General features: G+C 66.4%; 20 protein-coding genes. 8 read left to right on the top strand and 12 right to left on the bottom strand.

What is annotated here, in order from left to right:
• Positions 1-22: 22 nt before the first annotated feature.
• The 3 genes from M9921_08860 to M9921_08850 are packed head-to-tail and all read left to right on the top strand — an operon-like array spanning position 23 to position 2392.
• Entirely contained in the window at positions 23-433 is a 411-nt protein-coding gene (locus tag M9921_08860) for a PepSY domain-containing protein (protein ID MCO5296954.1), read from the top strand.
• A 5-nt stretch (positions 434-438) separates the two neighbouring features.
• Positions 439-1110 (top strand): response regulator transcription factor, encoded by a 672-nt coding sequence (locus M9921_08855; protein ID MCO5296953.1) that lies wholly within the window; start codon positions 439-441, stop codon positions 1108-1110.
• Positions 1100-2392 carry an ATP-binding protein gene (locus M9921_08850; GenBank protein ID MCO5296952.1) on the top strand — a complete coding sequence of 431 codons (1293 nt, stop codon included), beginning with the start codon at positions 1100-1102 and terminating at the stop codon, positions 2390-2392. The genes M9921_08855 and M9921_08850 overlap by 11 nt, the downstream gene beginning before the upstream one ends.
• Here the strand turns inward: M9921_08850 and M9921_08845 are convergent.
• From M9921_08845 to M9921_08820, 6 genes are read right to left on the bottom strand one after another with little or no spacing between them, the layout of a single operon-like run.
• Complete coding sequence (locus tag M9921_08845) at positions 2389-3057, bottom strand: TrkA family potassium uptake protein (protein MCO5296951.1); 669 nt, start codon at positions 3055-3057, stop codon at positions 2389-2391. The genes M9921_08850 and M9921_08845 overlap by 4 nt on opposite strands.
• Entirely contained in the window at positions 3058-3510 is a 453-nt protein-coding gene (locus M9921_08840) for a TrkA family potassium uptake protein (protein ID MCO5296950.1), read from the bottom strand. It lies immediately after the preceding gene.
• Between the two features lie 13 nt (positions 3511-3523).
• Positions 3524-5899 (bottom strand): HD domain-containing protein, encoded by a 2376-nt coding sequence (locus tag M9921_08835; protein MCO5296949.1) that lies wholly within the window; start codon positions 5897-5899, stop codon positions 3524-3526.
• On the bottom strand, positions 5896-7449 hold the full coding sequence (locus tag M9921_08830) for a hypothetical protein (GenBank protein MCO5296948.1): 1554 nt from the start codon (positions 7447-7449) through the stop codon (positions 5896-5898). The genes M9921_08835 and M9921_08830 overlap by 4 nt, the downstream gene beginning before the upstream one ends.
• Complete coding sequence (locus M9921_08825) at positions 7446-7832, bottom strand: hypothetical protein (GenBank protein MCO5296947.1); 387 nt, start codon at positions 7830-7832, stop codon at positions 7446-7448. The genes M9921_08830 and M9921_08825 overlap by 4 nt, the downstream gene beginning before the upstream one ends.
• A 50-nt stretch (positions 7833-7882) precedes the next feature.
• Positions 7883-8437, bottom strand: coding sequence for a sigma-70 family RNA polymerase sigma factor (locus M9921_08820; protein MCO5296946.1), 555 nt, complete (start codon positions 8435-8437; stop codon positions 7883-7885).
• Positions 8438-8538: 101 nt separating this feature from the next.
• On the opposite strand from M9921_08820, the gene M9921_08815 reads away from it, so the two are divergent.
• Positions 8539-10050: a hypothetical protein gene (locus M9921_08815; GenBank protein ID MCO5296945.1), complete on the top strand. Its 1512-nt coding sequence runs from the start codon at positions 8539-8541 to the stop codon at positions 10048-10050.
• A gap of 154 nt (positions 10051-10204) precedes the next feature.
• Here M9921_08815 and M9921_08810 read toward each other — a convergent pair whose 3' ends face one another.
• Positions 10205-10417, bottom strand: a complete 213-nt coding sequence (locus tag M9921_08810; protein ID MCO5296944.1) for a hypothetical protein — start codon at positions 10415-10417, stop codon at positions 10205-10207.
• A gap of 131 nt (positions 10418-10548) precedes the next feature.
• On the opposite strand from M9921_08810, the gene M9921_08805 reads away from it, so the two are divergent.
• The gene (locus M9921_08805; protein ID MCO5296943.1) at positions 10549-12441 is read left to right on the top strand and encodes an amylo-alpha-1,6-glucosidase; all 1893 of its coding nucleotides are present in this window, start codon (positions 10549-10551) and stop codon (positions 12439-12441) included.
• Positions 12442-12619: 178 nt separating this feature from the next.
• Entirely contained in the window at positions 12620-14095 is a 1476-nt protein-coding gene (locus tag M9921_08800; GenBank protein MCO5296942.1) for a D-aminoacylase, read from the top strand.
• Here M9921_08800 and M9921_08795 read toward each other — a convergent pair.
• The 4 genes from M9921_08795 to M9921_08780 form a co-directional block, all read right to left on the bottom strand.
• A complete protein-coding gene (locus M9921_08795) occupies positions 14092-15696 on the bottom strand; it encodes an NFACT family protein (protein MCO5296941.1) in 1605 nt (534 codons plus the stop codon). The two genes, M9921_08800 and M9921_08795, sit on opposite strands and share 4 nt — an antisense overlap.
• Before the next feature lie 71 nt (positions 15697-15767).
• Positions 15768-17546 carry a M3 family oligoendopeptidase gene (locus tag M9921_08790; protein ID MCO5296940.1) on the bottom strand — a complete coding sequence of 593 codons (1779 nt, stop codon included), beginning with the start codon at positions 17544-17546 and terminating at the stop codon, positions 15768-15770.
• A gap of 796 nt (positions 17547-18342) precedes the next feature.
• Positions 18343-18897 carry a cysteine dioxygenase family protein gene (locus tag M9921_08785; GenBank protein ID MCO5296939.1) on the bottom strand — a complete coding sequence of 185 codons (555 nt, stop codon included), beginning with the start codon at positions 18895-18897 and terminating at the stop codon, positions 18343-18345.
• A gap of 56 nt (positions 18898-18953) precedes the next feature.
• Positions 18954-19913 carry a pyridoxal-phosphate dependent enzyme gene (locus M9921_08780; GenBank protein MCO5296938.1) on the bottom strand — a complete coding sequence of 320 codons (960 nt, stop codon included), beginning with the start codon at positions 19911-19913 and terminating at the stop codon, positions 18954-18956.
• A gap of 88 nt (positions 19914-20001) precedes the next feature.
• On the opposite strand from M9921_08780, the gene M9921_08775 reads away from it, so the two are divergent.
• Positions 20002-21174 carry a cystathionine gamma-synthase gene (locus M9921_08775; protein ID MCO5296937.1) on the top strand — a complete coding sequence of 391 codons (1173 nt, stop codon included), beginning with the start codon at positions 20002-20004 and terminating at the stop codon, positions 21172-21174.
• 20 nt (positions 21175-21194) lie between these two features.
• The gene (locus M9921_08770; protein MCO5296936.1) at positions 21195-21956 is read left to right on the top strand and encodes a hypothetical protein; all 762 of its coding nucleotides are present in this window, start codon (positions 21195-21197) and stop codon (positions 21954-21956) included.
• Here M9921_08770 and M9921_08765 read toward each other — a convergent pair.
• Positions 21945-23726, bottom strand: a complete 1782-nt coding sequence (locus tag M9921_08765) for a hypothetical protein (protein MCO5296935.1) — start codon at positions 23724-23726, stop codon at positions 21945-21947. The genes M9921_08770 and M9921_08765 overlap by 12 nt on opposite strands.
• Between the last annotated feature and the right edge of the window lie 119 nt (positions 23727-23845).

The raw sequence follows: 23845 nt of genomic DNA, 5'->3' as shown, positions 1-23845 counted from the left end.
ACCCAACCTGGAGATTACAACCATGAACAAGAGAACACAATCGATCCTACTCGCTGCCGTCGGCGTGCTGGCCGTCTCGGGCCTCGGAACCAGCCTGGTTTGGGCGCAGCAGGGGACCACTGCCCACAACGCCAAAACCAAGGTGCAGCAAAAGCAGCAGCAAAAGGAGGAGGAAGAGGAAGAGGGTCCCGAGCAGGCCGAGGCGCCCAACACGGGCCTCACGGCGCGGGTGACCATCTCCCAGGCCGCCGCCGCGGCAACCAAGAAGGTCGCGGGGTACGTCAACGAAGCCAAGCTCGAGAAGACCAAGAGCGGCGCCCTGATCTGGGATATGGACGTGGTCACGGCCAACCACAAGGTGATGGGAGTCGACGTCGACGCCAAGACCGGTAAGGTGGTGACAACCTCGGAGGAGGGTGGCGGAGGCGAGTAATCGGCTTGAAACGCATCCTGATCGTCGAAGACGAAGCCCAAATGGCCCGACTGCTCGAGCAAGCGCTTGAGGAGTCGGGCTACGAGGTGCTCACAGCGGCCAACGGGGCGCTCGCGCTACCGTTGGCCGCCGACTGCGATGCCATCGTGGCCGATGTGATGATGCCGGTGATGAACGGATTCGAACTCGTCCGTCGCATTCGACGAGGTGGACTCGACGTTCCGGTCCTCTTCTTGTCCGCGCGCGGTGAGTTTCCAGACCGTGTCAAAGGCCTCGACCTCGGCGCGGACGACTACCTAGCCAAGCCGTTCCACCTGGACGAGCTGCTCGCCCGCGTGCGGGCGCTGTTGAGGCGCGAAGCAGCACACAAGGACCTCCTTCAAAGCGCCGATCTGCTCCTGGACGTGCGCAACCGGATTGCACGCCGAGGCGAACGCGAACTCAACCTCTCGGACACCGAGTTTCGTCTCCTGGAGCAGCTCATGAAGCACTCCGGAAGACCTGTCTCGAAACGCGCCCTCCTTCGCGAGGTCTGGAAGGACCCGGACGCGCCAAACACCAACATCGTCGAAGTCTATGTGCGGTACCTGCGCATGAAGACCGAGGCCGCTGGCGAGCCGCGTTTGATTCAAACGATCCGACACAGGGGCTACGCGCTGGTGCCAGTTGAAGCTTAGCCACCGCGCCCGCCTCGCGGCGGTCGCCACGGGAACGGCGGCTCTCGTCCTGGCCCTGCTGTTCGCCGGAGTCTTCTGGATCAGTCGGCGCTCAGACGACGTCCGTGCCGAACGGGAGCTGCGGGCGACCTTGGAGCTGCTGACCCAAGAGGGCAGTCCGGCACTCGAATTCTCCGAGCTTCGAAGCGCCCACCCGCTCGTGTCGGCGGCTCTCTTCGGCCCCGGAGGCGCGGCCGGCGATCAGATCGGCAACCTTGCCCTCAAACCCGTCGTTGGCTCCCTCGTTGACGGAACCACACTGTCGATCGGGAAGCCGTGGAACGGGGGCTCGCTGGTCGTTGGACTCGATCTCCGCGCTTCCCGCGCCTCTTCCCGCAACCTTGGCTGGGTCCTCACCCTCCTGTGGCTTCCCCTCTCGGTACTCGTGGGAACGGCCACCTGGATAGCGGCCCAAGCCGTGTTCCGTCCCCTGCTGCGGATGACCGCGCAGGCGTCGGCGATCGAGGGCGCGGACCTGGGCGCGCGGCTGAGCACGGACGACGAGGCGGAGTTCGGCGCCTTCGCAAGGCAGCTCAACGCCATGCTGGACCGGATCCAGGAGACGATTGAACGCGAAGAGAGGTTTGCCGTCGATGCCGCCCACGAGCTTCGCACGCCCCTGGCGCTGATGCAAACACGCATCGAGACGACGCTCTTGAAAGCCAGGACGCCACAGGAGTACAGCGACTCCCATGTAGAACTGCTGCACGAGGTCCAGCGCATGGCGCGCACGATCGAGTCCCTCCTTCGAACGGCCCGGCGGACGGTTTCCGATGCGGGCCCGATCGACCTTGCCGGAGCGCTGGCCGACATTCTCGGCCCTTGGCGTTCCCGGCTGGAAGCTCGGGGGGTGTCCCTCTTGGTCCAGTTGCCACCTGAGGGGCTCATCGTGGTGATCGAGCCCGACGAACTGCGGATCGTGGTCGACAACCTGCTGGACAACGCAGCTCGCTTCACCGGTCAAGGCGGAAGCGTGCGGGTGGAGGCGGCCGCCGAGGGAGACCAAGCCACGGTGGTGGTGGAGGACGACGGTCCGGGCATCCCCGCCGGATTTTCCAACGAGGTGTTCGGGCGCTTCGTGCGCGTCGACGACAGTCGCAACCGCGCGTGGGGAGGAGCCGGGATCGGGTTGGCGGTCTGCCGACAGCTTCTCGAGGCGAGGGGTGGCTCGATTCGCGTCGAGCCGAGCGATCAGGGCGCACGCCTCCGCGTTGCACTGCCTCTCGTCCGTGCAGAAACCTAGGGCTTCTGGGGAACGAGCGCGTCACGCAGCTCTTCGGCTCCGTCCCGCGGAACCAAGGCGACCACCATGTCGCCCGCAAGCAGCTCGGTGTCTCCGTCCACGGAGATCCCCTGGTCGCCCCGGATGACCCACACGATGTTCGTCTGCAGCGGCAGACGCAGTTCGCGGACGCGCTTGTTGACGGCGGGCGAGCGGTTGCTCAGCTTGATCTCCATGACCTCGATGTTGCCGCGGCCCAGCGCACCCACGGGCAACACGGTGTCGGACATGATTTGCTGCTCGAGCAGCGAGTAGATGATGCCCGTCGCGGACACGGTGTCGTCGATGCCGATCCGCGTGAAGATCGACTCGTGCGCAGGATCGTTGACCCGCGCGAGCACGCGGTCCACGTTCCACACGACCTTGGCCATCTGGCACACGACGAGGTTGTCTTCATCCTCGCCCGTCACGGCGATCACGACGTCGGCGCGTCCAAACCCGATCTCCTTCTGAACGAGCATTTCGCAGCCGTCACCCACGGCGACGTTGGATTCGCCGATGAGCGCCGCGAGCCGCTCCGCCTGCACGGGATCCTTCTCCAAGAGCAAAATCTCGTAGTTGTTGCCCAAGAGCCGCTTGGCCAGCGCCAGCCCGACATTGCCGCCTCCCACAAGAATCGAATACATCTAGATCTCCAACTCCTTGGGGAGGACGTTGTACTCGCTGATCGCCTCCAGCGGCTGTTCGGTGAACCAGTCGCGCATGTAGCCCGCCGTAAGCGCGCTCGGAGTGATGCAGAAGAACCCCAGATTCCGGTACGCCTCCGCGCGCAAGGGATCGGCGACCTTCACGCAGACTCGGGGAACGTTGTGGTCCAACTTCACGATTTGGGCGGCCATGAGGTTGGTGTTGTCCCCCCGGGTCACCGCGAAGAACGCGTCCGCTTCCTCGATCCCCGCCTTGTTCAGGATGTCCTCGTCCAGCCCGCTGCCGATGATGATGTGGCAACCGTGATCCTTGCCCAGCCGGCGCAGCGCCGACGGGTTTTGCTCGATGATCGTCACGTAGTGGCCACGCGACGCGAGTTGGAGTCCGAGGGACGAGCCAGTGCGTCCACAACCGAAAATCACGACCTTCATAGGGCGAAGACGACTATACCTGCCGACCCACCACGGCCTCGACCTCTTCGCGTGAAAGCTCGCGATCTTCCGGGCCCAGGATGTAGAAGGCCGCGGCACCCCGTCCGGCCCATTGCCCCACCCTGGCGGAGACAATGTTCCAGCCCGCTTTCGTGATGAGATTGCAAAAACGGTACGCCATTCCCTTGCCTCGCGGCGCACGCACCTCCATGATCCCCGGCGTGCCCGGCAGGTAGGTGAAGGTAAACGAACGCTGCAGGCGCTCGGGGTCCTTGCCCCTCCTGCGCAGCAGTTCCGAGACGTCCTCCTCCCCCTCGATGACGCGCTTGAGCGAGACGGCGAGTTCCCGGCACGTGCCCGGAGGAATCGGCCGCTCGCCAAAGCTCGTGGCGAACTGGTCCACCGCCACGGGCTTATCGGTCCGTGTGGTGCTGGCGCGGATGCCGTGCAGGCTCACATCGAACGCGTAGAGCACGCCCAGCACCTTGCTCAGCAGGCCGGCCGCGTCCGGGGCGCACACGGTCAGTTCGGTCGATCCCAACTCGGGTTCGTGGTGGAACGAGACGATCGATTCCCCCGAGCGCGCCCGGCGTTCGAATCCGATGTGGAGCCGGACCACCTCCGGGGGCGTGCTGATCAAGTAGTGCGCGGGCAGGCTCTCGACGAACTCCTTGACCTCGCTCTCGGGAATGTCCTCGTGCCTCAGCTCGCGCAACAGCCTGCGGCGGTACATCGCGGGATCGGGAGCCGAAGGCGCGTCGCCATCCAGCACCTGTACGACCCGCGTGTGCAGCTCCTCGAGCATGTGCTCCTGCGCGGCGGTCCACACGCCCTCGCCCACCGAACGGGTGTCCGCCCACGTGAGCAGGGTCAGCATGTCGAGCCGCTCGCGGTCCTTGACGTGCGCGGCGAATTCGAGCGCGGTCTGCGGGTTCTGGATGTCGCGCATGCGGAGGAAGAGCGACATCAGCAGGTGCTGGCCCACCAGCCACGCCACGGTCTCCGTGTCGTCGTCCGCCACCTCCCATCGCGCGCACACCTCGCGCGCGATCGCCTCCCCGGTTTCGGCGTGGGGGCGACTCTCGTCGATCTTCCCGACATCGTGCAGCAGGGCCGCCAAAAGGAGGGGCTGGGGATCGTGCAGCCCGTCCATGAGGTCCCCGAGAAACGAACCCGGCGCGAGGGAGGCCAGCGAGCGGACCACGCGGATCGTGTGCTCGTACACTGTGAAGGCGTGGGTCGCGTCGCGCGGCATGACCACGCGGCACCGCGCCAGCTCGGGCAAAATGCGCATGAGAAGGCCGCACCGTTCGAGGTTGCGCAGCGTCGCTTCCCCGGAGCAGACCGCGTACCGGGCTTCCGCGCCGTTCACCTCGTCCTTCGCGAGGGTCGGAAGATCGGACACCTCGAGACCCAACTGGGTGGCGATCGCGACGCCGGCCGCGGCCTCGCTCATCGTCGCATCCCCAGAGACACGCGCCTCGCCTCTGACCGCGAGCACGCCGGGGCTCACCCAGAACCGGGAGTGCGCCAGCGAGTCGACGGCGCGCTGGTACTCCAGGTGCAGCGAGGAGGCTGAATCCACAAGCGCCGACATCATCGCGTACAGGTCCTGGCCAAGCGTATCGGCGATCTCGGCTTGGCGCTGGCGCGTGAGCAGATCTTGCTTCTTGCCCGCCGCGGCGTGGAGGAGGTTCCGAAACCGGACGACGTGCTCGTACGCCCGCGTGGGCAGAGCCGGCCGTTCGCCGATGGCCGCGCGGATCCAGTTCGCGCACTGGAAACAGCGCATGCCCCCGGCACCCTCCTTCAAATGCGGCTCCACCACCAGCGGCGTGTCGTGGTAGCGCTTGAAGGCCGCGTTCCGCTCGCGGATCTTGGCGAGCAGGAACTGCCCCGCGGGCATGCTCTCCCACAGCACTTCGAGCAGCCGGTCGATCGGCTCCGAAGCCCCCGCGATGCGGCGGGCGTCCAACAATCCGGTCCTCGACTGGGCGTCGAGGCCCGCAGCGTCGTTCACCAGGCGGAACGCATAGCCCACCTCGAGTTTCAGCATGCTGCCGAACGCCTCGTGAAGGTCCGTGAACAGACTCCGGACGAACGCGTCGATCCCCTTGTCCGACTCGTCTCCGGGGACGACGGTGAGGTCGATGTCGGAGTACGGCGCGAGCTCGGACCTTCCGTAGCCTCCCGTCGCCACCACCGCGATCTTGGAGACGCCTTGGACCGCCTCGCAAACCCCCTCGAATACGACGCGTACGACCGCGTCGCAGATGCGCGTGTGCTGCGCGCACCACTCGAGACCGGAGGGATTGTGCGGCAACTCCTCCACCAGCGAGACCCGTCGCTGGGCGAGTTCCTCGATGGTGGACCGGGTGGAGGGGTTCATTGGAGAAGGTGGTAGTTCGGCTCGTTTTCGACCAGCATCTGGAGGTTCTGGTTCAATACTCGGTCAGCATACACGGCAGCCGGAGCGGAGACCACGGCGAGCCCGAGGCAGACGGCGCACAACCCGCAGCCGAGATCGCGCATCGCCACGCCGACCACCTTGGGCGTGGCGATGCGCTGCGCGAGCGCCCACCCCGGCGAGATCAAGAGCAACAGCCCGAGCACGATGCCCGAAAGGCCGAGGAACAGGGTCGATCCCCCGTAGTACTCGCGAGGGACTCCGATCAAGAAGAGAAGCTCGCAGGCGGGTGTCGAAAGGCTCGCGATGAACGCGCCGAACGTCGAGGCGATCGCCATTCCCAACAGGGCGAGGATGAAGCGGAAGAGCGGACCCAACTCATCGGGCGTCAGGCTGCGAACGCGCGGCGGAGTAAACACGAGGAACGCGAAGCAGAGCACGACGGCGATCGCCGCGAGGACCAAGCCCGTCGCGAGATAGGCCAACACGGCGAAGACCACTCCCAACGCGGGCGCGGCGGGGGGTGCCAGGAGTTGGCGCACCACCGCGCTGCGATGGACGATCGTGCCGACCATCCAGAGGATCGCGCCGAGGGCGGCTACGGCAAGCAGGGCGCTGGGCACGGTTGCGGTCGCCAGCGCGCCCAGAATGCTCATGTCCGCGAACTCTTGAGTGTCGACTCTGCGCGTCAGAGCGATCCACGAGTCGTTGGAGTCGTACGCCCGGTTCACCTGGTTGGACCGCTCGCTCATCCCCGCCGCCATCAACGCGTTGATGAGGTCGTAGCGCGCCAGCAGCAGCACGCGGTGGCTTCGGGCGACGGGCAGCCCCGCCGGATGGGACGCGGCCTCCATCATCTCGGCCGCGGTTTGGCCGGTCTCGATCGAACGCGCGCCATCGCGCATGAGGCGTGCGTTCATCACGCTCGCCCAGCGCGTCTCCAGGCCCGCGGGGCTCACGAGATCGGTACCGCTTACGACCTGGCGCGAAAACGAACGAATGGCCTGCGCGTTTGCGGAGGAGCGCAGCCGGAGGGCGAACGCGAGCTGCCACGCAAGGCGCGAGCCCTCCTCGCGCGCCAGCTCTTCCCGAACCCCGAGGAGGCGGACGCTCTGGTAGTCGTTCCAACGCACCGCCTTGGCAGCCTGCACCCACGCCTTGCGAGCCTCCTCCTGGCGGCCGAGCGATCCGAGGAACACAGCCTCCATCTGGCGCCAATAGGCGTTCTCGGGCTCATGCACGGCGGCGTTTCGGGCGACGAGGACCAGATTCTCCCTGTCCGCGTCGCTGGGGGGCCGATGCACCCACAGGCGCTCCGATCCCGCCTGGAGCCAGAGGCTGGCATCGAGTTCGCTCTTCGGGACCGGCAGCCGCACCAAATTGCCCGCGATCAGGGGGGTGCTGCGCGCGACGGCGGACGCCCCCCAGTGCGAGAAGCCGTTCCAGAGGAAGGGGCGCGAAATCGGATGCCAGAACAGGGTCAGGAGGGCGCCCAGCATGGCGCCGAAGTACGCCCTCGCGGCACGGCTCATCGCACGGCGCGAACCGTGGTGTCGAGGCGCGGGAACACAGGATCGCGACGGGTCATCTCCGGCCCATTGGCGCCAGGCACGCGGATGGCCGGCAGATGGGACGAGTTGGCGATCATCTGGAGCGCAGCGAGGATGGCGATGCCTGCGATCGCCGCGCCGAACACCGCGGGCGACCAGTAGCCGAACTTGGCTCGCACGGACTGGACCCGCGCGCGGCGCAGCACGCGATGGCCGAATCCGGGATCGGATTCCGGCTCGAGGATCGCGAGGCGCAGCATCTTCAAGGCGTCGTGCGCCTCCTCCTCGGCGCGCGCGCAGACGCTGCAAACGGCGCGGTGGCGGTCGAGGAAACGCAGTTGGCCGCTCGACAGCGATCGGTCCATACGATCGCTGGTGAGCCTACGGAATTTCGAACAACCGAACAAACGGCTCTTCACTCGGCCATGGCCTCCAGCCAGAGCACGCGAAAACGCTCGCGCGCGGTGTGGAGCCTCGAACGCACGGTCCCGATCGGAACGCGCATCACGTCCGCCACTTCCTCGTAGGAAAGCTGCTCGATCTCGCGCAACACCAGGGTCGTTCGCAAATCGTAAGGCAACTGATTGAGCACCTTCTCGATCACGACCCGGTTTTCGACGCTTCCACCCTCGTGGGGCTGGACGGCCTCCAACTCGGCGGGTTCAGCCCGCTTCAGGCGCAGGCGATCCATGCAGAGTCGGACGCAGATGCGATACAAGTAGCCCGAGAACGCGCGGTCTTCACGAAGGCGCCCCAGTTCCCGGAAAGCCTTCAGAAACGCCTCTTGGGCGACATCTTCCGCCTCGTGGCGATCGCGCAAGAGGTTGGTCGCCGTGCGCACGAGGCGCTGGCGGTGCCGATCGATCAGGTAACCAAGCGCCGTTTCGTCGCCTTCGCGGCAACGGGCGACCCAGTGCAGCTCGAGGGCCGCGGGATCAATCGGTATGGAGAGCATTTTTGCATCGACCATCTGCTTTGGCTCCTACTATATCACGACGGGTCGAAAGGCCCAAACTGTTCGGATCCTGCCGTCGAGGCTCCGCATGCGGCGAACGGTACACTCGCCCAACCGTGGCGTGGCCCTGGTTCGTGCCTTGTTCCCTCCTCCAATCCCCCAGCGTCGAGCGCATCGACGAGACGCTGACGGTCACGTGGCACCGAAAGACCGTCGACCTCGAGACTCAAGTCGCCACGTTCTCGGACGGCGTGGAGGTTCGCTATGGCCCCACGACGATCCACGCCAAGACCCTCGAACTGCACCTGGCCGAGGGGGAGAGGTGGGGCGAGGCCAAGGGCGACGTCGTGTTGGTGGATCCCGACGGCACGGCGAACGCCGACTCCCTGCACTTCGACTGGAAGAACAAGACGGGCGAAGCGGCCAACATCGAGATGCGGGTGCTCGACCTCTCGGTCCGGGCGAAAAAGCTGGTGATTTCGCCGACGCGGTGGGAGCTGATCGACGCCGAAGGCACCCCTTGCGAGGGTCCGAATGCACCCGTCCGCCTCCGTTCCCCGCGCGTCGTGATCGAGCCGGGCCGGCGCGGCGTGCTCTACCGACCCCGCATCAGCGTGTTCGGGGCGAATCTGCCGACCTTCCCCCGTGCGACGTTCAGCCTCGATCGCCGCGCGACCGGCCTGAATCCGCCTTCGATCTCGCAAAGACCCGGAGAGGGCGTCGGCGTCACTTGGAGCAGCACGTTCCTCATCGGCGAAAGCTCGGCCGTCACCGGTTCCCTCAGCTCGTTCAAGACCCGCCTTCCCAGTTACGGACTGGCCTTCGCCCAGAGCACGGTTCCTCCCGAGTCGGGATCGAAGCTGACGACGAGCTCAGACCTTGACGAGCGCTTCCGAGGAGACTACTTCGAAAACGTCACCGTTCTCACGCCGCAGCAGGGCCAGGCGCGGCTCCACCAACCCCGCAACACCTGGTCCGTGGGCTCGTACTGGAACAAGAGCCCCGTGGCGAGACGCCCGGGCGGCACTTTCGACAAGCCGCTCGAATTTGCTTGGGACGTGGGATTGCAGGCCCGCAACTGGGATGCCACCGTGAGCACGCGCCTCCAAAAGATCGCCGAGGACGGCGGCAACCAAGTAACCCGTTTCGCGACCTCGCTTGCGGCGGGCCCGAAACCTTGGAGTCTGGGACCGGGTTTCGAAGGGGTTTTTCGGGTGGACACTTCGCTGTTCGGTTCGAACGTGAGGACCTACGGTTGGGGCCGCGCGCTGGTGGGTGTGGTCGCCCACCCCGCCAACGGGTTGACTGTCGGCGTGGCCTACTCGGATTCCGTCGAGGTCGGGACTCCCGACTTCGAGGCCGATAGGCTCCTGATACCGCGAGGCGTGCATCTGCGCGCCGACCTCACCCTCGGACCGCGCAAACTCAGCTACCTGACCAAGTGGGATCCCTCGACCCGCACGTGGATCGACCGTCAGTACTCCGCGTCGCAGGTGATGGGGTGCTTCGAAGCGTTCGTGGTTTTTCGCGACATTCCGTCCGAGTACCGCTTCGGCCTCCGCATGCGCATCGATCGCCTCGTCGAAGCGCTCCAGAACCGCAAAGTGCGGCGTACGAACCAAGAATAGCGGGGCTCTCAAAGTGCCCCGGAGGTGCAAGGAGGCACTAGGAGGTGCCACGCCCGCTCGGGAGGTGCCCCGGAGGAGCTAGGAGACACTAGGAGGTGCCACGCCCGCTCGACGGGCGTGCATCGGCAACACGAGCCCGGAATCATCACGCTCCTTACGCCGCGCGTCGAAGCGGAGCCTGAGGGGTCAGCGAAACGACGCGGTCGAGCGCGATGTTGCCGGCATCCGTGACGAAACACGGACCGTACATGGGCACGAACGCCACCTGAACGACGTCCACCACTTGCGTCACCTCGTCCCCCTTCCGGTTCCGCCAGGTGAGCGAGAGGTGCTGCCCTTCGTACGCCTTTGCTTCCGACAACTCCATCTGTCTTCCCCCTCTCCCGATTCCCGCCTCGCAGGTCTACGGGCTCTATGCCGCATCTCGCGCAGAAAGACCCTGGCAATTTGCGCAGTTCCGTGCAGGACCTTCTTCGGTCCCCCCATACTAGGGATGAGATGGTCTACACCCTCGATGCGGCGGCTTGCCGGAACTTCGAGTTGGCCTCTAACCGGGAATGGCTGCTCACCAACGGTCTGGGTGGGTATGCGATGGGCACCGTATCCTGCGCCAACACGCGCCGTTACCATGGGCACCTGGTGGCGGCGATCACACCCCCGACGGGCCGCACGCTGCTCTTGGCGAACCTCGACGCCTATATCCAGACCGACGGCTCTCCGGTCGGCATCTCGACGAACCAGTACCCGGGAGCGCTGAATCCTGGGGGATACCTCTACCTGGACTCGTTCTCGTGTGGCGCTTCCGTGGAGTGGGTTTGGAAGGCCGCGGGGGCGATCGTCCGCAAGCGGATCGAGATGGTGCCGGGAGAAAACACCGCCGCCATCACCTTCTCCAACGTCGGGGAGCAGCCGTTCCAGCTCACGTTGCGCCCCTTGGTCTGCCACCGGTCCCACCACGCCGATTTCGAAGCGAGCGAGGCGTACCCCGACCACCTCGTCTTCCCCAAGGGCCAGACCGTTCTGACGCATCGGGGCGTCTCGCTCCACCTCGTCCACGAGGGAGCCCAGCGCATTCCCGTCCAGGGTTGGTACTACCGGTTCGAGCACATGCGCGAACTGGAGAGGGGACTTCAGGCACGCCAGGACCTCTACTGTCCGTGTGAACTGAAGTGGGAACTCCTGCCCGGGGAGGACGCGGTTCTGGTCGCCTCGACCCTCGAGGCGCCCGGCACACCCACCGAGGCGCCGAGCGAGGCGCCGTCCCACCTGCTCGCGCCATGGCTTCGCGACGCTTGCCGCCGGTTCGTCGTTCGGACGCCCCAGCGATCGACGCTGATCGCGGGATATCCCTGGTTCACGGACTGGGGCCGAGACACGATGATCGCCCTCCCCGGCATCTGCCTGGTCGGCGGAGACGTCGAGGACGCGCGGTCGATCCTGCGCGCCTACGCGTCCCAGATGCACCAGGGCCTCATCCCCAACCGCTTCGTCGAGCACGGCGGCCAGCCCGAGTACAACACCGTGGACGCGACCCTCTGGTTCGTCAATGCGATCTACAAGACGCTGGATCGCGAGTGGGACCCCGACCTGGCGGCCGAGATGATGCGGGCGATTCGCGACGTGGTGGACTGGCACGTGCGCGGCACGCTCTTTGGAATCGGCGTGGACCCCAAGGACGGCCTCCTGCGCCAAGGCGAAGTCGGCGTGCAGCTCACCTGGATGGATGCCAAGGTCGGACAGTGGGTCGTCACCCCGAGGCATGGCAAGCCCGTCGAAGTCAACGGGCTCTGGGTCAACGCCCTGCGCGTTGCGGCGTGGCTCGCCGAGCGGCTCGGCGAGGACCCAACACCGTTTGCCACGTTGGCCGACCGGGCCGAGGCCTCGTTTCGAGATCGCTTTTGGTCCGAATCGCAGGGCCACTACCTCGACACGGTGGATCCGAGCGACGCCTCCCTGCGCCCCAACCAGGTCCTCGCGATGGCGCTGCCCTTCTCCCCTGCGACGGGCGAGCATGCGGTCAGGGCCCTGCAGACGGTCGAACGGGAACTCCTGACTCCCTACGGGCTGCGCACCCTTGGCCCGAAGGCTTCCGGCTACCACGGCCGCTTCGAGGGCCCGCTGTCCGAACTGGACGCGGCGTACCATCAGGGCACGGTCTGGCCGTGGCTGATCGGCCCCTATGCGACAGCGCTCGTGAAGCTGACGGGCGATCGCCTAGAGGCGAGGCGGGTGCTGAAGGGCACCCGCGAAATGCTGTCGGAGTACGGCCTCGGCGGCATCGCCGAGGTGTACGACGGCGATTCGCCCCACCGCCCCGGCGGCTGCCCCTGGCAAGCCTGGAGCGTCGCGGAGATCCTGCGAGCCTGGATCGAGGATGCAGGCGGGGAGTAGGGGGCGCTGGTCGTTTGTCGTTGGTCGTTGGTCGTTGGTCGTTGGAGGTCCGGAGCCCCTCGCCCCTCTGGGGGAGAGGCTGTGGCTGAGCCAAGAAACCCCCTCGCCCCTCTGGGGGAGAGGGGGCAGGGGGTGAGGGGCTGTGAGCGCAGCGAACTGCCCGTGGTAGCGTAGAACCATGCTGTCCCTCCTTGCCCTCACCCTCGTGTCCACCGGCACGCTGATCCGCGGCGGCACGGTCGTCGACGGGCTTGGCGGTCTTCCCTACGTCGCGGATGTGAGGATCGAGGGCGACCGCATCGTCGCCATCGCGCCCCGTCTGAGCGACCGCGTCGGTGACCGGATCCTGCTCGCCAAGGGGCTCGTGGTCGCCCCCGGTTTCATCGATGCGCACTCCCACGCCGACGGGGGCATCGAAAAAGACCCCCTGGCGGAAAGTCAGCTCACCCAAGGAATCACCACCGCCGTGGTGGGCCAAGACGGCGCCTGGTCCGCGCCCGTCGCCGACCAGATCGCGCACCTGAACTCAGTCAAGCCCGCGATCCACTTCGCCCTCTTCTCCGGCCACGGAGGCATCCGGCGCAAGGTCCTGGGCGAAGAGTACAAACGCGCGGCAACTCCCGAGGAGATCGTCCGGATGCAGGCCCTCGTGGAGGCGGACATGAGGGCGGGCGCGCTCGGGCTGTCGTCGGGCCTGGAGTACGACCCCGGCTACTACTCCAACACCGAGGAGCTGGTCGCGCTTGCCAAGGCGGCCTCTCCCTTCGGCGGGATGTACATCAGCCACGTGCGCGACGAGGCAGACAAGGCGTTCGAGGCGTTCGACGAACTGCGCCGCATTTCGCGCGAGGGGAATCTTCCCGCCCAAATCTCGCACATCAAACTCGGCTCCGCCGCCGTGTGGGGCAAGGCGTCCCGCGCCACGGCGCTCCTGGGTCCGCGCCTCACCGCCGACGTCTACCCGTACGTGTTCTGGCAGTCCACCGCGGCCGCGCTCACGCCCAGCCGCGAGTGGGAGAAGCGGGAGATCTGGGTCAAGTCGTTCGCCGACGTCGGCGGACCGCAAAACGTCCGCCTCACCAACTACACGCACGAGAAGACGTGGGTCGGAAAGACCCTCGCCGAGATCGCCGCGACGACCGGACGCGACGCCATCGCGATCGTCCAGGAGGTCCTGCAGAAGACGCACGGCGAGGGCGGTTCCGGCGAGGAGAGTGTCGCGGTGACAGCCATGACCGAGGAGGACCTCGAGACGTTCGTGCGCCACCCGCGGATCATGTTCTCTTCCGACGGCCAGCTCGGAGGCACGCACCCACGCGGCGCAGGCTCGTTCCCGCGGGTCCTCGGCCGTTTCGTGCGCGAGCGACACGTGCTTTCCCTCCAAGAAGCCATCCGCAAGATGACCTCCCTTCCCGCCCAAACCTTCCACCTTTCGGACCGCGGCGTCGTCCGCGTCGGCGCGTACGCCGACCTCGTGGTGTTCGACCCCGCCACCATCATCGACCATGCCACTGCGGCAGACCCCACGGCCCTGAGCACGGGCGTGCGCTACGTGCTCGTGGACGGTTCGCTGGCCTTGGCGAACGGCAAGCCCACCGGCGTGCGGGCGGGAGGAGCGGTGATTCGTTCTTCGTCCTTGGTCCTTGGTCCTTAGCCTACGTGGAGGGTTTTCTCGTGCGTGTAGAGCGCGGTGCCCGCGGGGGCGCCCCGCGGCTTGCGCACGTACTTCTTCAGCGTCCAGTCCACGGGCACGTATTTGGAGTGCTTGCTCGGGCTGTTCTTCACGGCGATTTCGGCGGCGAATCGAAGCACCTCCGGACCAACCTTCTCTGGCTTGCCGCCCGTCACGATCACGACGTGTGCCGACGTCGAGCCGCGGATGTGGAGCCACAAATCGTTCGGTCGGGCCAGCCGGTGGGTCACGTAATCGTTCGACGTCGCGTTCTCGCCGTACAGGACCCGGTACCCGTTCGGGCCCAGAAGTTCCCGGACGCGGTGCCCCTCGTGCGGACGGTCCTCCTTGACGTGCGTGGCGACCCGCTGCGAGTGGAGCCAACGGCGTTTGGTCGCCTCCTCCTCGAGGGTGCGCAGGGCCTCGGGGCCCTCGGCCGTTTCCACGTGGGTCCGAAACGCGAGCAGCTCCCGGAGGTCCTCCGCCAGGCGCTTTCTCTGATCGGCCACCGTGTCCTTCGCACCCTTGGCCTTCTTCGCCTTGTGAAACAACGTCTCGGCGTTTTCGACGTAGCTCTTCTCCGGATCGAGGCGGATCGTGATCGGGTTCCCTTCGTAGTCGTGCGTTTCGAGAACCGAAGAGCCTTCGGGCAGCGACGGGCCGTACGCTAGGATCAGCTCGGCTTGACGCTGCAGCTTGTCGGCCTTGGCCGCCGCATCGAGCGCCTGCGCGAGGTCGGAGAGGGCGGCCTCGCGGGCAATCTGGACGCGATCGAGCCGGGCGAGCAGACTCGCGCGCCTCTGCTCGGCCTCCTGGTGCGCGGCCGCGGTGGCAAAGTGTCGGGCGAGGGCCTCCCCGAACGGGGCGGGCCCGTCTCCGATCGGCGCCTCCTCGTATCCCAGCGCCGCCACCGAAACCGGATAGGCGCCGCAACCGGGGGACGTCACCGGCGAGAACCCGCCGCGCACCCACTCTCCCACCACCGAAGCGGGTTCCGACCGCGCCGCGAGCAGCTTCACTAGAAACGGCGAGGCGCCCTCGAACTCTCGGAGGTCGTCGCCAGGTTGGGCTTTCCAAAGAGGCGGCCGGGGCGGAAAGGGCGGCTTCGCATACGGGTGTCCGGCCACAACGGGACGGGAGCTCTTGGACGCGGGGACGTGCTTGGCGGCCACCACGATGCGCTTGTCGGGCCCCACGAGCATTACGTTCGCGTGCTTGCCCATCAGCTCGGCGACGATGCGGTGCTTCCCCTCCTCGTGCTCGATGTCGATTTCGAGAATGCGGTCGAATCCGACCTGGCGCACCCCCGAGATGCGACCGTCCACCACCCGCGCGCGGAAGGCCGCGCAGAAGCCTGGCGGCGGGGTCAGCCCTTTGCGCCAGCGCGCCCCTGCGTGGGCGCGAGCAAATTGCGGGTGCCAGCTCAGCAACAGGACGGTCGCGCCGGGGGCCCCGTACAGCTCGAGCAGCAACGTGTGCTCGTCCGGCTGGACGGCCTTCTGCACCTTCGCGCCTTCCCACGCCTTCAACTCCCCCACCGCGGCGGCTAGGGCCAGGCTGTCAAACGGCAGCGCCTTCAACACTCACAACCAACCGCCCCGCGGTGAAGACTCACGCAGAGGACGCAGAGACGCAACGTGTGGGATTCCAACGCCTAACTCCCGACACTCAACGATTCAAACCGGTCGATGTCCGTGGCGATCGACTGGAGTCCTGCTTCCCAGAACGCGCGCGAGTGGATGTCGATGCCGAACCTCTGGGCGAGGGTCGCGGCGTCGTCGAGGCCCGTCGAGGACAGAAGGTCGTCGTAGCCTTCGCGAAACGCGTCGGGGTCCTGGCGGTACACCTCGTAGAGGCCGAGGCCGAACAGCATCCCGAACATGTACGGGAAGTTGTAGAACGAGCGACCCGCGCTGTAGTAGTGCGGCTTCATCGCCCACATGTAGGGGTGCAGGAAGTCGGGATCGAGGCCGTCGCCGTAGGTTCCACGCTGGGCTTCGAGCATCAGCTCGCACAGTTCGGCGGCGGAGAGCTCGCGTTCGGAGCGTCGCTCGAACACGGCGCACTCGAAATCGAACCGGCTCGTGATATCGACCACGATCTGGCATGCGCCTTGGAGCATCGCCTCGAGGATGTCGAACTGGTCGTCCCGGCTCCCCTCTTGCAACGCGGCTTGGCGCACGATCGTCTCGCAGAAGATCGATGCCGTCTCGGCGAGGGTCATGGGGGTGGCTTTCTGCAGCGGCGTACGCGCGGCGAGGCAGACGTTGTGGTAGGCGTGTCCCAGCTCGTGCGCCAGGGTGCTGACGGCGCCGAAGGCCTCCTTGTAGTTCATCAGCACGCGCGACTCGTCGCGCCGAACGCCCATGCAGAACGCGCCGTCGCGCTTGCCGGGGCGAGGTTCGGCATCGACCCACCTCTCCGCGAACGCCCGCTCCGCGAATCCTCTCAGTTTGGGAGAGTACGTCCCAAACTGCTCGGCCACAAACCGCTCGCCCTCGAAGTACGACCACTTCCGGCCGCTCTTGCCGGTCGGGGCGAACAGGTCGTACCATGCGAGGCGCTCGAGGCCCAGGAACTTCGCCTTGGCGCGCAGGTAGCGACGGAAATCGGGGAACGATGCACGGGCCGCGCCGAGCATCGCGTCCAGCGTCTCGCGGTCGATGTGCGCGAAGAAGAGGGCGGAGTCGAGCGGCGACCACCCCCGCCGCTCTGCGAGCGTGCCCACTTCGCCCTTCACCCCGTTCATCGCCGCGGCCAGAGGCGCGTCCCACAATCGCCAAGCTTTCAGTTCCGCTTCGTAGGCGGTGCGGCGCACGTCCCGGTCGGCGTCGTACGCGAGGTTGCGGATCGCACTCATGGGCCGCGCCTCGCCGTCGATTTCGACCTCGATTTGCGACGAGACGGTGCCGTGGAGCTTTGCCCACGCATTGCCGCCGCTAAGGCTCAGGTCGGCGGCCAGATCCTCTTCCGAAGGCGCCATGAGGTGCTCGGCGGCGGTGCGCGCCTTGCGCAGGGCGAACGCGTGCGCCTTGGCGGTCGGGGAGGCCTGGATGAGCGCCTCGACGTCCTGCGACCCGGTCCAAGCCGTGAACCGCGTGCCCAGCTTGCCCAGCGCCACGCCCTTCCCCTCCAGCCGGCTCATCCACTCCTTCGCCAAGTCGTTCCGCGAGTCGGTCGTGACGAACGCGTGGACAAAGGCCCGGATCGGCTGGACCTCGGTGAGCACCGCGTTGTACGCGTCGACCACCTCACCGAAGGCATCAGGCGTCGCCGCGGATCCCGCCCGCACGTCATGCCGATCGAACAACGCACCCAGCGCGTCCAGCGATCCGCACCAGGCATCGTAAGCCGCGCGAAACTCAGGCGAATCGAGGCTGGGAAACACGATCTCCATGTCCCAGCGAGGCATCAAAGCGGTAGGCGCACTCATGGCCTATTGTGGCGTGAAGCGTGAAGCGTGAGGCGTGAGGCGCCTCGCCCCTGGGTGGGATCTGAACCCCCTCGCCCATGGGTAGGATCTGAACCCCCTCGCCCCTGGGTAGGATCTGAACCCCCTCGCCCCTCTGGGGGAGAGGGGGCAGGGGGTGAGGGGTTCCCCGACTCCCTTCCCTCATGGGCAAGCCGCCCCGACCTCTCTTCACACAGTCTCAAAATCTCCCGGACATCGTCGCGAAACGGCTCCCGATCGATCATGAAAAAGCTCCGATTCGGAATCCGATACGTAAGAATCCCGTGCTCGGAAAGTCTCATGTCCCTCTTTGCATCACGAGCGTGGTCATGCTGCTCCCCATCCATCTCAACGCAGAGCAATGCCTCGTGGCAATAGAAGTCGAGTCGATACGGTCCTATCGGGTGCTCGCGCCTGAATCGGAATCCAAGGCGGGAGCCGCGAAGGATATCCCACATAGCTCGTTCTGCTGCGGAAGGGGCTTTGCGCGCGGCATTGGCACGCCTTGAGGCAGGCGCAACTCGGTTTCGAGGCATGGTACTAGACTACCATCACTTGTGGAATGCGCCCCTCACCCCCTGCCCCCTCTCCCCCAGAGGGGCGAGGGGGTTCCATTCACGCCCCACGCCTCACGCCGAGAACGTCAACTCTCTCCCCCAGACCCCCGGGAGCCCCCACCCAGTTCGCTACGCTCACTGCCTCCCCCTCGGAAGGGGGAGTGGCGAGGGGGTTCCATTCACGCCTCACCCCTCACGCCTCACGCCTCACGCCCCACGCCTCAAGCCGTAAACGTCAACTCTTTTCTTACGCGGCGATAGTGGCCGTCTTCCGGGATGAAGGCGTGGCACCAGGTCATGTCGCCGCCGTACACGTGGATGGTGATCGCCGGCTCGGCGTCGATGTTCTCGATCGTGTGGTAGTCGAACGGGGGGATGAGCGCTCCGGCCTCGCCGACGCCGGCCATGATGCGCTGCTCCTCGGTGAACTCGGCCGTGTCGCCGGAACCCTCGCCCGCCCGGTCGTAGGAGACCACCTCGATGCGGCCTCGGTACACGCACTCGCAGCACCACATACCGGCGTGGTCGTGGATGGGCGTGCCCTGGCCCTTGTCCCACACCATCACGAGCACCGAGTAGCGGCCCTGGGGGTCGCGATGCAGCAGCCTGCGCGCGTACGACTCAGGAACCGGCTGGAGGAACTCCGGCGCGATGAAGTCCTGGCCCGAGGCGATCACGTCTTCGAGCACCTCCTTCACCTTGAGGCAACATGCGTTCCCGCAGTCGCCGGCCACCGCCTCGTCGAGGCACTTGATCAGATCGTTCACGCAGGGCATGAGAGTAGTTTATCGTTTATCGTTTGTCGTGGATCGTTTGTCGGCGGACCCCGCCCTTACAGGAGGCCCTTCTCTGCCAGCCACTCGTCCGACAGATACTTGCTCATGTAGTTCCTGACCGAGTCGGCGAAGATCATCACGATCCGCTGGCCCGGCTTGCGCTTGGCAATCTCGAGCGCCGCGTAGAGCACGGAGCCGGACGAGCCGCCGCACAACATCCCCTCCTCGCGGATCAGCGCGCGCGCGAGCGCGAACGACTCCTTGTCGCGCGTCTTCACGTACTCGTCCACGAGCGTGTTGTCGAGCGAATCCGGGAAGAAATCGTAGCCGATGCCCTCGACCAGGTACGGCGCGACCTCGTCGCCGCCCCCGAGAATCGAGCCCACCGGATCCGCGCCCACGATGCGGGCGCCCGGAACCTCTTCCTTCACCCGCTTGGCGCACCCGGTGATCGTGCCGCCCGTGCCCACCCCGACCACCAGCGCGTCGAACCGGCCGCCGGTCTGCTCCACGATCTCCTTCCCGGTCCCGTGGTAGTGCGCAAGCACGTTGTTCGGGTTCTTGTACTGGTCGAGGATGTGCGAGTTCGGGGTCTCGCGCTGCAACTTGTGGGCGATACCGAAAAGAGACTCGGGGTGGTCGTGCGCGAGCTCGCTGCGCGTGCGGACGATCTCGGCCCCCAGCGCCTTGAGCACCAACTCCTTCTCCATGCTCATCTTCTCAGGCATGGTCACGATGAGCTTGTAACCCATCACGGACGCTGCGAGCGCGAGCCCGATGCCCGTGTTGCCGCTCGTCGGTTCGATCAGCGTGTCGCCGGGCTTGATGCGCCCCTCGCGCTCGGCCTCGACGACCATGCGTACGCCGATGCGGTCCTTCACGGAGCCGCCGGGGTTGAGAAACTCGCATTTGGCGAGCAGTTCGCACCCGAACTCCGCACCGAGGCGGTTCAAACGGACAAGCGGGGTGTTCCCCACGCAGGAGAGAATGTTGGAGTGAATGGTCTCGTCGGCCATAGAAAATCCTCGGCGCCGTTGCCGGGTGCCTTCCAAAGGACGGACGACCCGCGCCGCGAGCCGCCCAAACCCGTCACAATCTACCTTGATGCAAGACCCGCACGCGTTTGAAACAATGACGATTCACGCGGGCGTCGAGCCGGACCCTCAGACGGGCGCGGTGATGACCCCCATCTACCAAACGAGCACCTACGCGCAGGCCGGGCCCGGCGAGCACAAGGGCTACGAGTATTCGCGCACGGACAACCCCACCCGAACCGTGCTCCAACGCCAATTGGCGGCCCTCGAGGGAGGTTCGAAGGCGCTCGTGTTCGCCTCGGGCCTCGCGTCCATCGATGCTGTGCTGAACCTGCTCGATGCCGGAGACCACGTGGTGGCGGGCGACGACCTCTACGGAGGCACGTACCGCCTCATGTCGCGCGTCGCCTCGCGCCGAGGCATCGCGTTCGACTTCGTGCGCACGCAGGACGCTTCCGCCGTGCGGGCGGCCCTGAAGCCGAACACGAAACTCGTGTGGACGGAAACGCCCACGAACCCCATGCTCAACGTGGTCGACATCGCCGCCGTCGCGAAGATCACCAAGGAGCACGGCGCGCTGCTCGCAGTGGACAACACGTTCATGTCCCCCTACTTCCAGCGTCCGCTGGACCTCGGCGCGGACATCGCCATGCACTCGATGACCAAGTACTTGAACGGCCACTCCGACGTCGTGATGGGGTGCCTCGTCCTGGCGAAACAGCCGAAGCAACCCGACCTGTACGACCGGCTGAAGTTCCTTCAGAACGCCGTGGGCGCGGTGCCCGGTCCTTTCGACTGCTGGCTGGTTCTGCGCGGCATCAAGACCCTGGCTGTACGCATGCACCGACACGCGGAGAACGCGATGAAGGTCGCCCAGTGGCTGGAGGCCGACTCCCGCGTCGAGCGGGTGCTCTACCCCGGGCTCCCATCGCATCCCGACCACGAGCTGATGAAGCGCCAGTGCTCGGGGTTCGGCGGAATGATCACCTTCTTCCCGAAGGGCGGATTGGCGGAGGCGCGCCGCTTCCTCTCCTCGGTCAAGCTGTTCGCGCTCGCCGAGTCGCTCGGCGGCGTGGAGAGCCTGATCGAACATCCCGCGATCATGACGCACGCCTCGGTGCCGCCCGAAGTGCGCGCCGAGATCGGGATCAGCGACAATCTCGTCCGGGCCTCGATCGGAATCGAATCCGCGGACGACCTGATCCGCGATCTGGATGCAGCCCTTGGTCCCGAATCGCGCTGACCCCGTGTTAGAATGGCCGGGTGATTGCGGTGGCTGTCGGCGGAGCACTCGGCCTTTGCGTGGGAGCCGGCCTCTTCTTTGCCCGGTTGCACTTCGCGAAGGTCGACAAGTTCCTGGGCTACATGGCACCCGCCCTCGTCGCCGTAGTGGCATTGCTCATCGGAATCACCTGTCTCCTGGCGCTCCGCAGTGGCTCGGAAGGGGTCACCGCCGGATTGGTCGGTCTCCTCTTTCTTGGTATCGGCGTCCTTGTTTTGGGCTTGGCCATCATCCTACCGGCATCGATCCAAGCTCCACGGCTGGGAAAGACTCGGGGTGCCACCATGCTTGCCGTGATGCTGGAGCCTCTTCTCCTCGGTGCCTTCGTGTGGGCGTTTCAAGTCAATGTAACCGTTCCCCGACAACGACAGGTGGTCGACGCGTATTGGCAACAGGAGCTGGCCCACCGCAAGCGGCTGCAGTCGCTGGACACCGCCGTTCCCGATCGTTACAAGACGTACACGCCCGAGGTCCTCGACATGGACGCTTGGAACAGGCGCCAGGTCGAGCTGCGAGGTGGATCGGTTCCCTCGATGGTCCCTCCCGTCGTCGAGGGCAATCTGCGCAGCCTCTGGGCGGCGCAGGCGGAACCGACTCCACAACTGGATCGTGAAGCGTATTCCGAGGCCGCCGCGACGCGAACGCGGTTCACGTGCGGCCTGGTGGGTGGGTGGTTGGCCGGCGCAGTCCTCGTTCCCCTTGCGATTCGGCCTCGTCGGCACGCGGTTGACTCAAACGCCTGAAGACACCAGCTTGAGATCCAGCGTCGCATGCACGAACTCGGCGTGCGACCAGGTGAGCGGGCTCACCCCCATCACCTCCCCCGACTCCGGATGCACCTGCTCCGGAAGGGTGCACGTGTCGCTGGCACGCGCCGCGGCCCAACCCACCAGTTGTTCGGCCCGTGAGAACCGGCCGGGGAGCCGGCAGAGGCACCTCGCCTGCCAAAGGGTGGTGATGACCCACGGGTTGCCCGGATAGGCGTCGCTCCTTCGGAAGTAGTAGTCGCCCGGGTAGCGGGCCAGCCCTCCGACCTCCGAATGCACCCAGAGCCTCTCTTCCAGCCACGGCACCGTGGCGGCGATGGCCGGGTGCTCGAACGGCAAGACGCCCAGCAACGGCACCAAGAGCAGCGAAGCGTCGGGGGTGGCATCGGGTGTCCCCCGGGTGTCGAGGCCGCGAAGCAACGTTCCGGTATCGCGGTTCACTAGGTGCTGCTCCAGCGAGGCCGTCATCTCGTCCGCCGCCGCGTCGAACCCCGAATCGCCCAGAAGTCGGGCCGCGCCTCGAAGACCCGCGATCGCAGCCGCCACCGTGAAGGTATGGGTGCCCAGGCGCTCTTCCCACAAATCGTAGCTGGGAAGAGGCAAGCCGGTCCTCGCGTCCCGATCCTTGACAAGGAACTCGGCGGCCTTTCGCACCGTGGCCTCATGCCACACCGGCGAGGGATGCAGGGCCAGTGCGTGGAGCACGAGCGGCAACTGGTCGCCCTGGTGGGGCCGCGCGCCCTTCGTCCAAGGATGCCAACTCGCCCCGAGGGATCCGTCGGTGTGATACTTCTGAAACAGGCGCGGGCCGTCGCTCTCGACGAGAGACGCGGCGAACTCGAAGAACCCACGCGCTTGCTCGTGCCGGCCCGCTCGGTCCAGCGCCCACGCCACCAACGCTCCGTCCCGAGGCCAAACGTAGGTGTAGGTGGCGCGATTGGTGGCCATGATGTCCGAGTCCATCGCCGCCAGAATCGCCCCGCGTCCATGGGTGTGCGCCTCGATCTGGTCGAGGCTCGCGTCAAAGAGGGTGTGGGTCGTTGGTCGTCGGTCGTTTGTCGGTGGGAGGTCCGCCAACAACTCCTCCAGCTCACTCTGCGAATGGGCGACGGCCATCTTCCATTCGACCCATTGTCCTTCGGCCGACTCCAGACGGACCATGAGCGTGGAGTCCACCGAGCCCTGGCTGATGGGCTTGCCCTCGAGCAGGCCGTCCTCGGCGTCGCGCCACGTTCCCTCGTGGCCGTCGAACGCCTTGAGGCCAGTGGCAAACCCGGCGAGACCTCCACCTGCGCTGTGCGCCGCAAACCCGACCCAGATGCGGCCCTTGTAGTGCACGAGTGCGTCCAGACCCGCGTGGTAGAGGGCGGTATCGCCCACGTCGGACTCTGAGAGCCGAAGGTCGTGGCTGGTGAACAAACGCACTTCCCCGCCCTTCGCGAACTCGAATCGCCTCGTCAGGACGGAGCCCGTCAGGGTGTCCCGCACCGTCACGTCGATGCCGAGGCGTTCGTGCCTGAGTCGGGTGGTCCCCACCGGACCCTCCCTCCCCATCGTGATGACCCACCCGGGATCGGTGGTCCAAGCAAAACCCCGCGGGGTCCAAAAGCCGAGCCGGATCGGGTGCCCGTTGAGGTGGTTCTCCAGGTGCCCGCCAGGGGGTGCCGCATGGAGATCGCGGATCTGGCAGCGATCGTCGATTCCGACGTGGACCGAGGAGTTGCCGAAAGTCAGCGGGCGCGGCATGGCTGGGATTATGGTTTGTGGTTGGTGGTTTGTGGTTGGTGGCCCTGGGCGCCGGCGCACTCCTTCGGCGCCGCCGCAAGGCGTAGCCGAATCCGTCGGACGGGTTCTTCGCGCTGCGA

The organism is Fimbriimonadaceae bacterium, from assembly GCA_023957775.1.
In the GTDB taxonomy this organism is placed as follows: Bacteria; Armatimonadota; Fimbriimonadia; order Fimbriimonadales; family Fimbriimonadaceae; genus JAMLGR01.
This window is presented reverse-complemented; position numbering and strand designations above follow the sequence as displayed.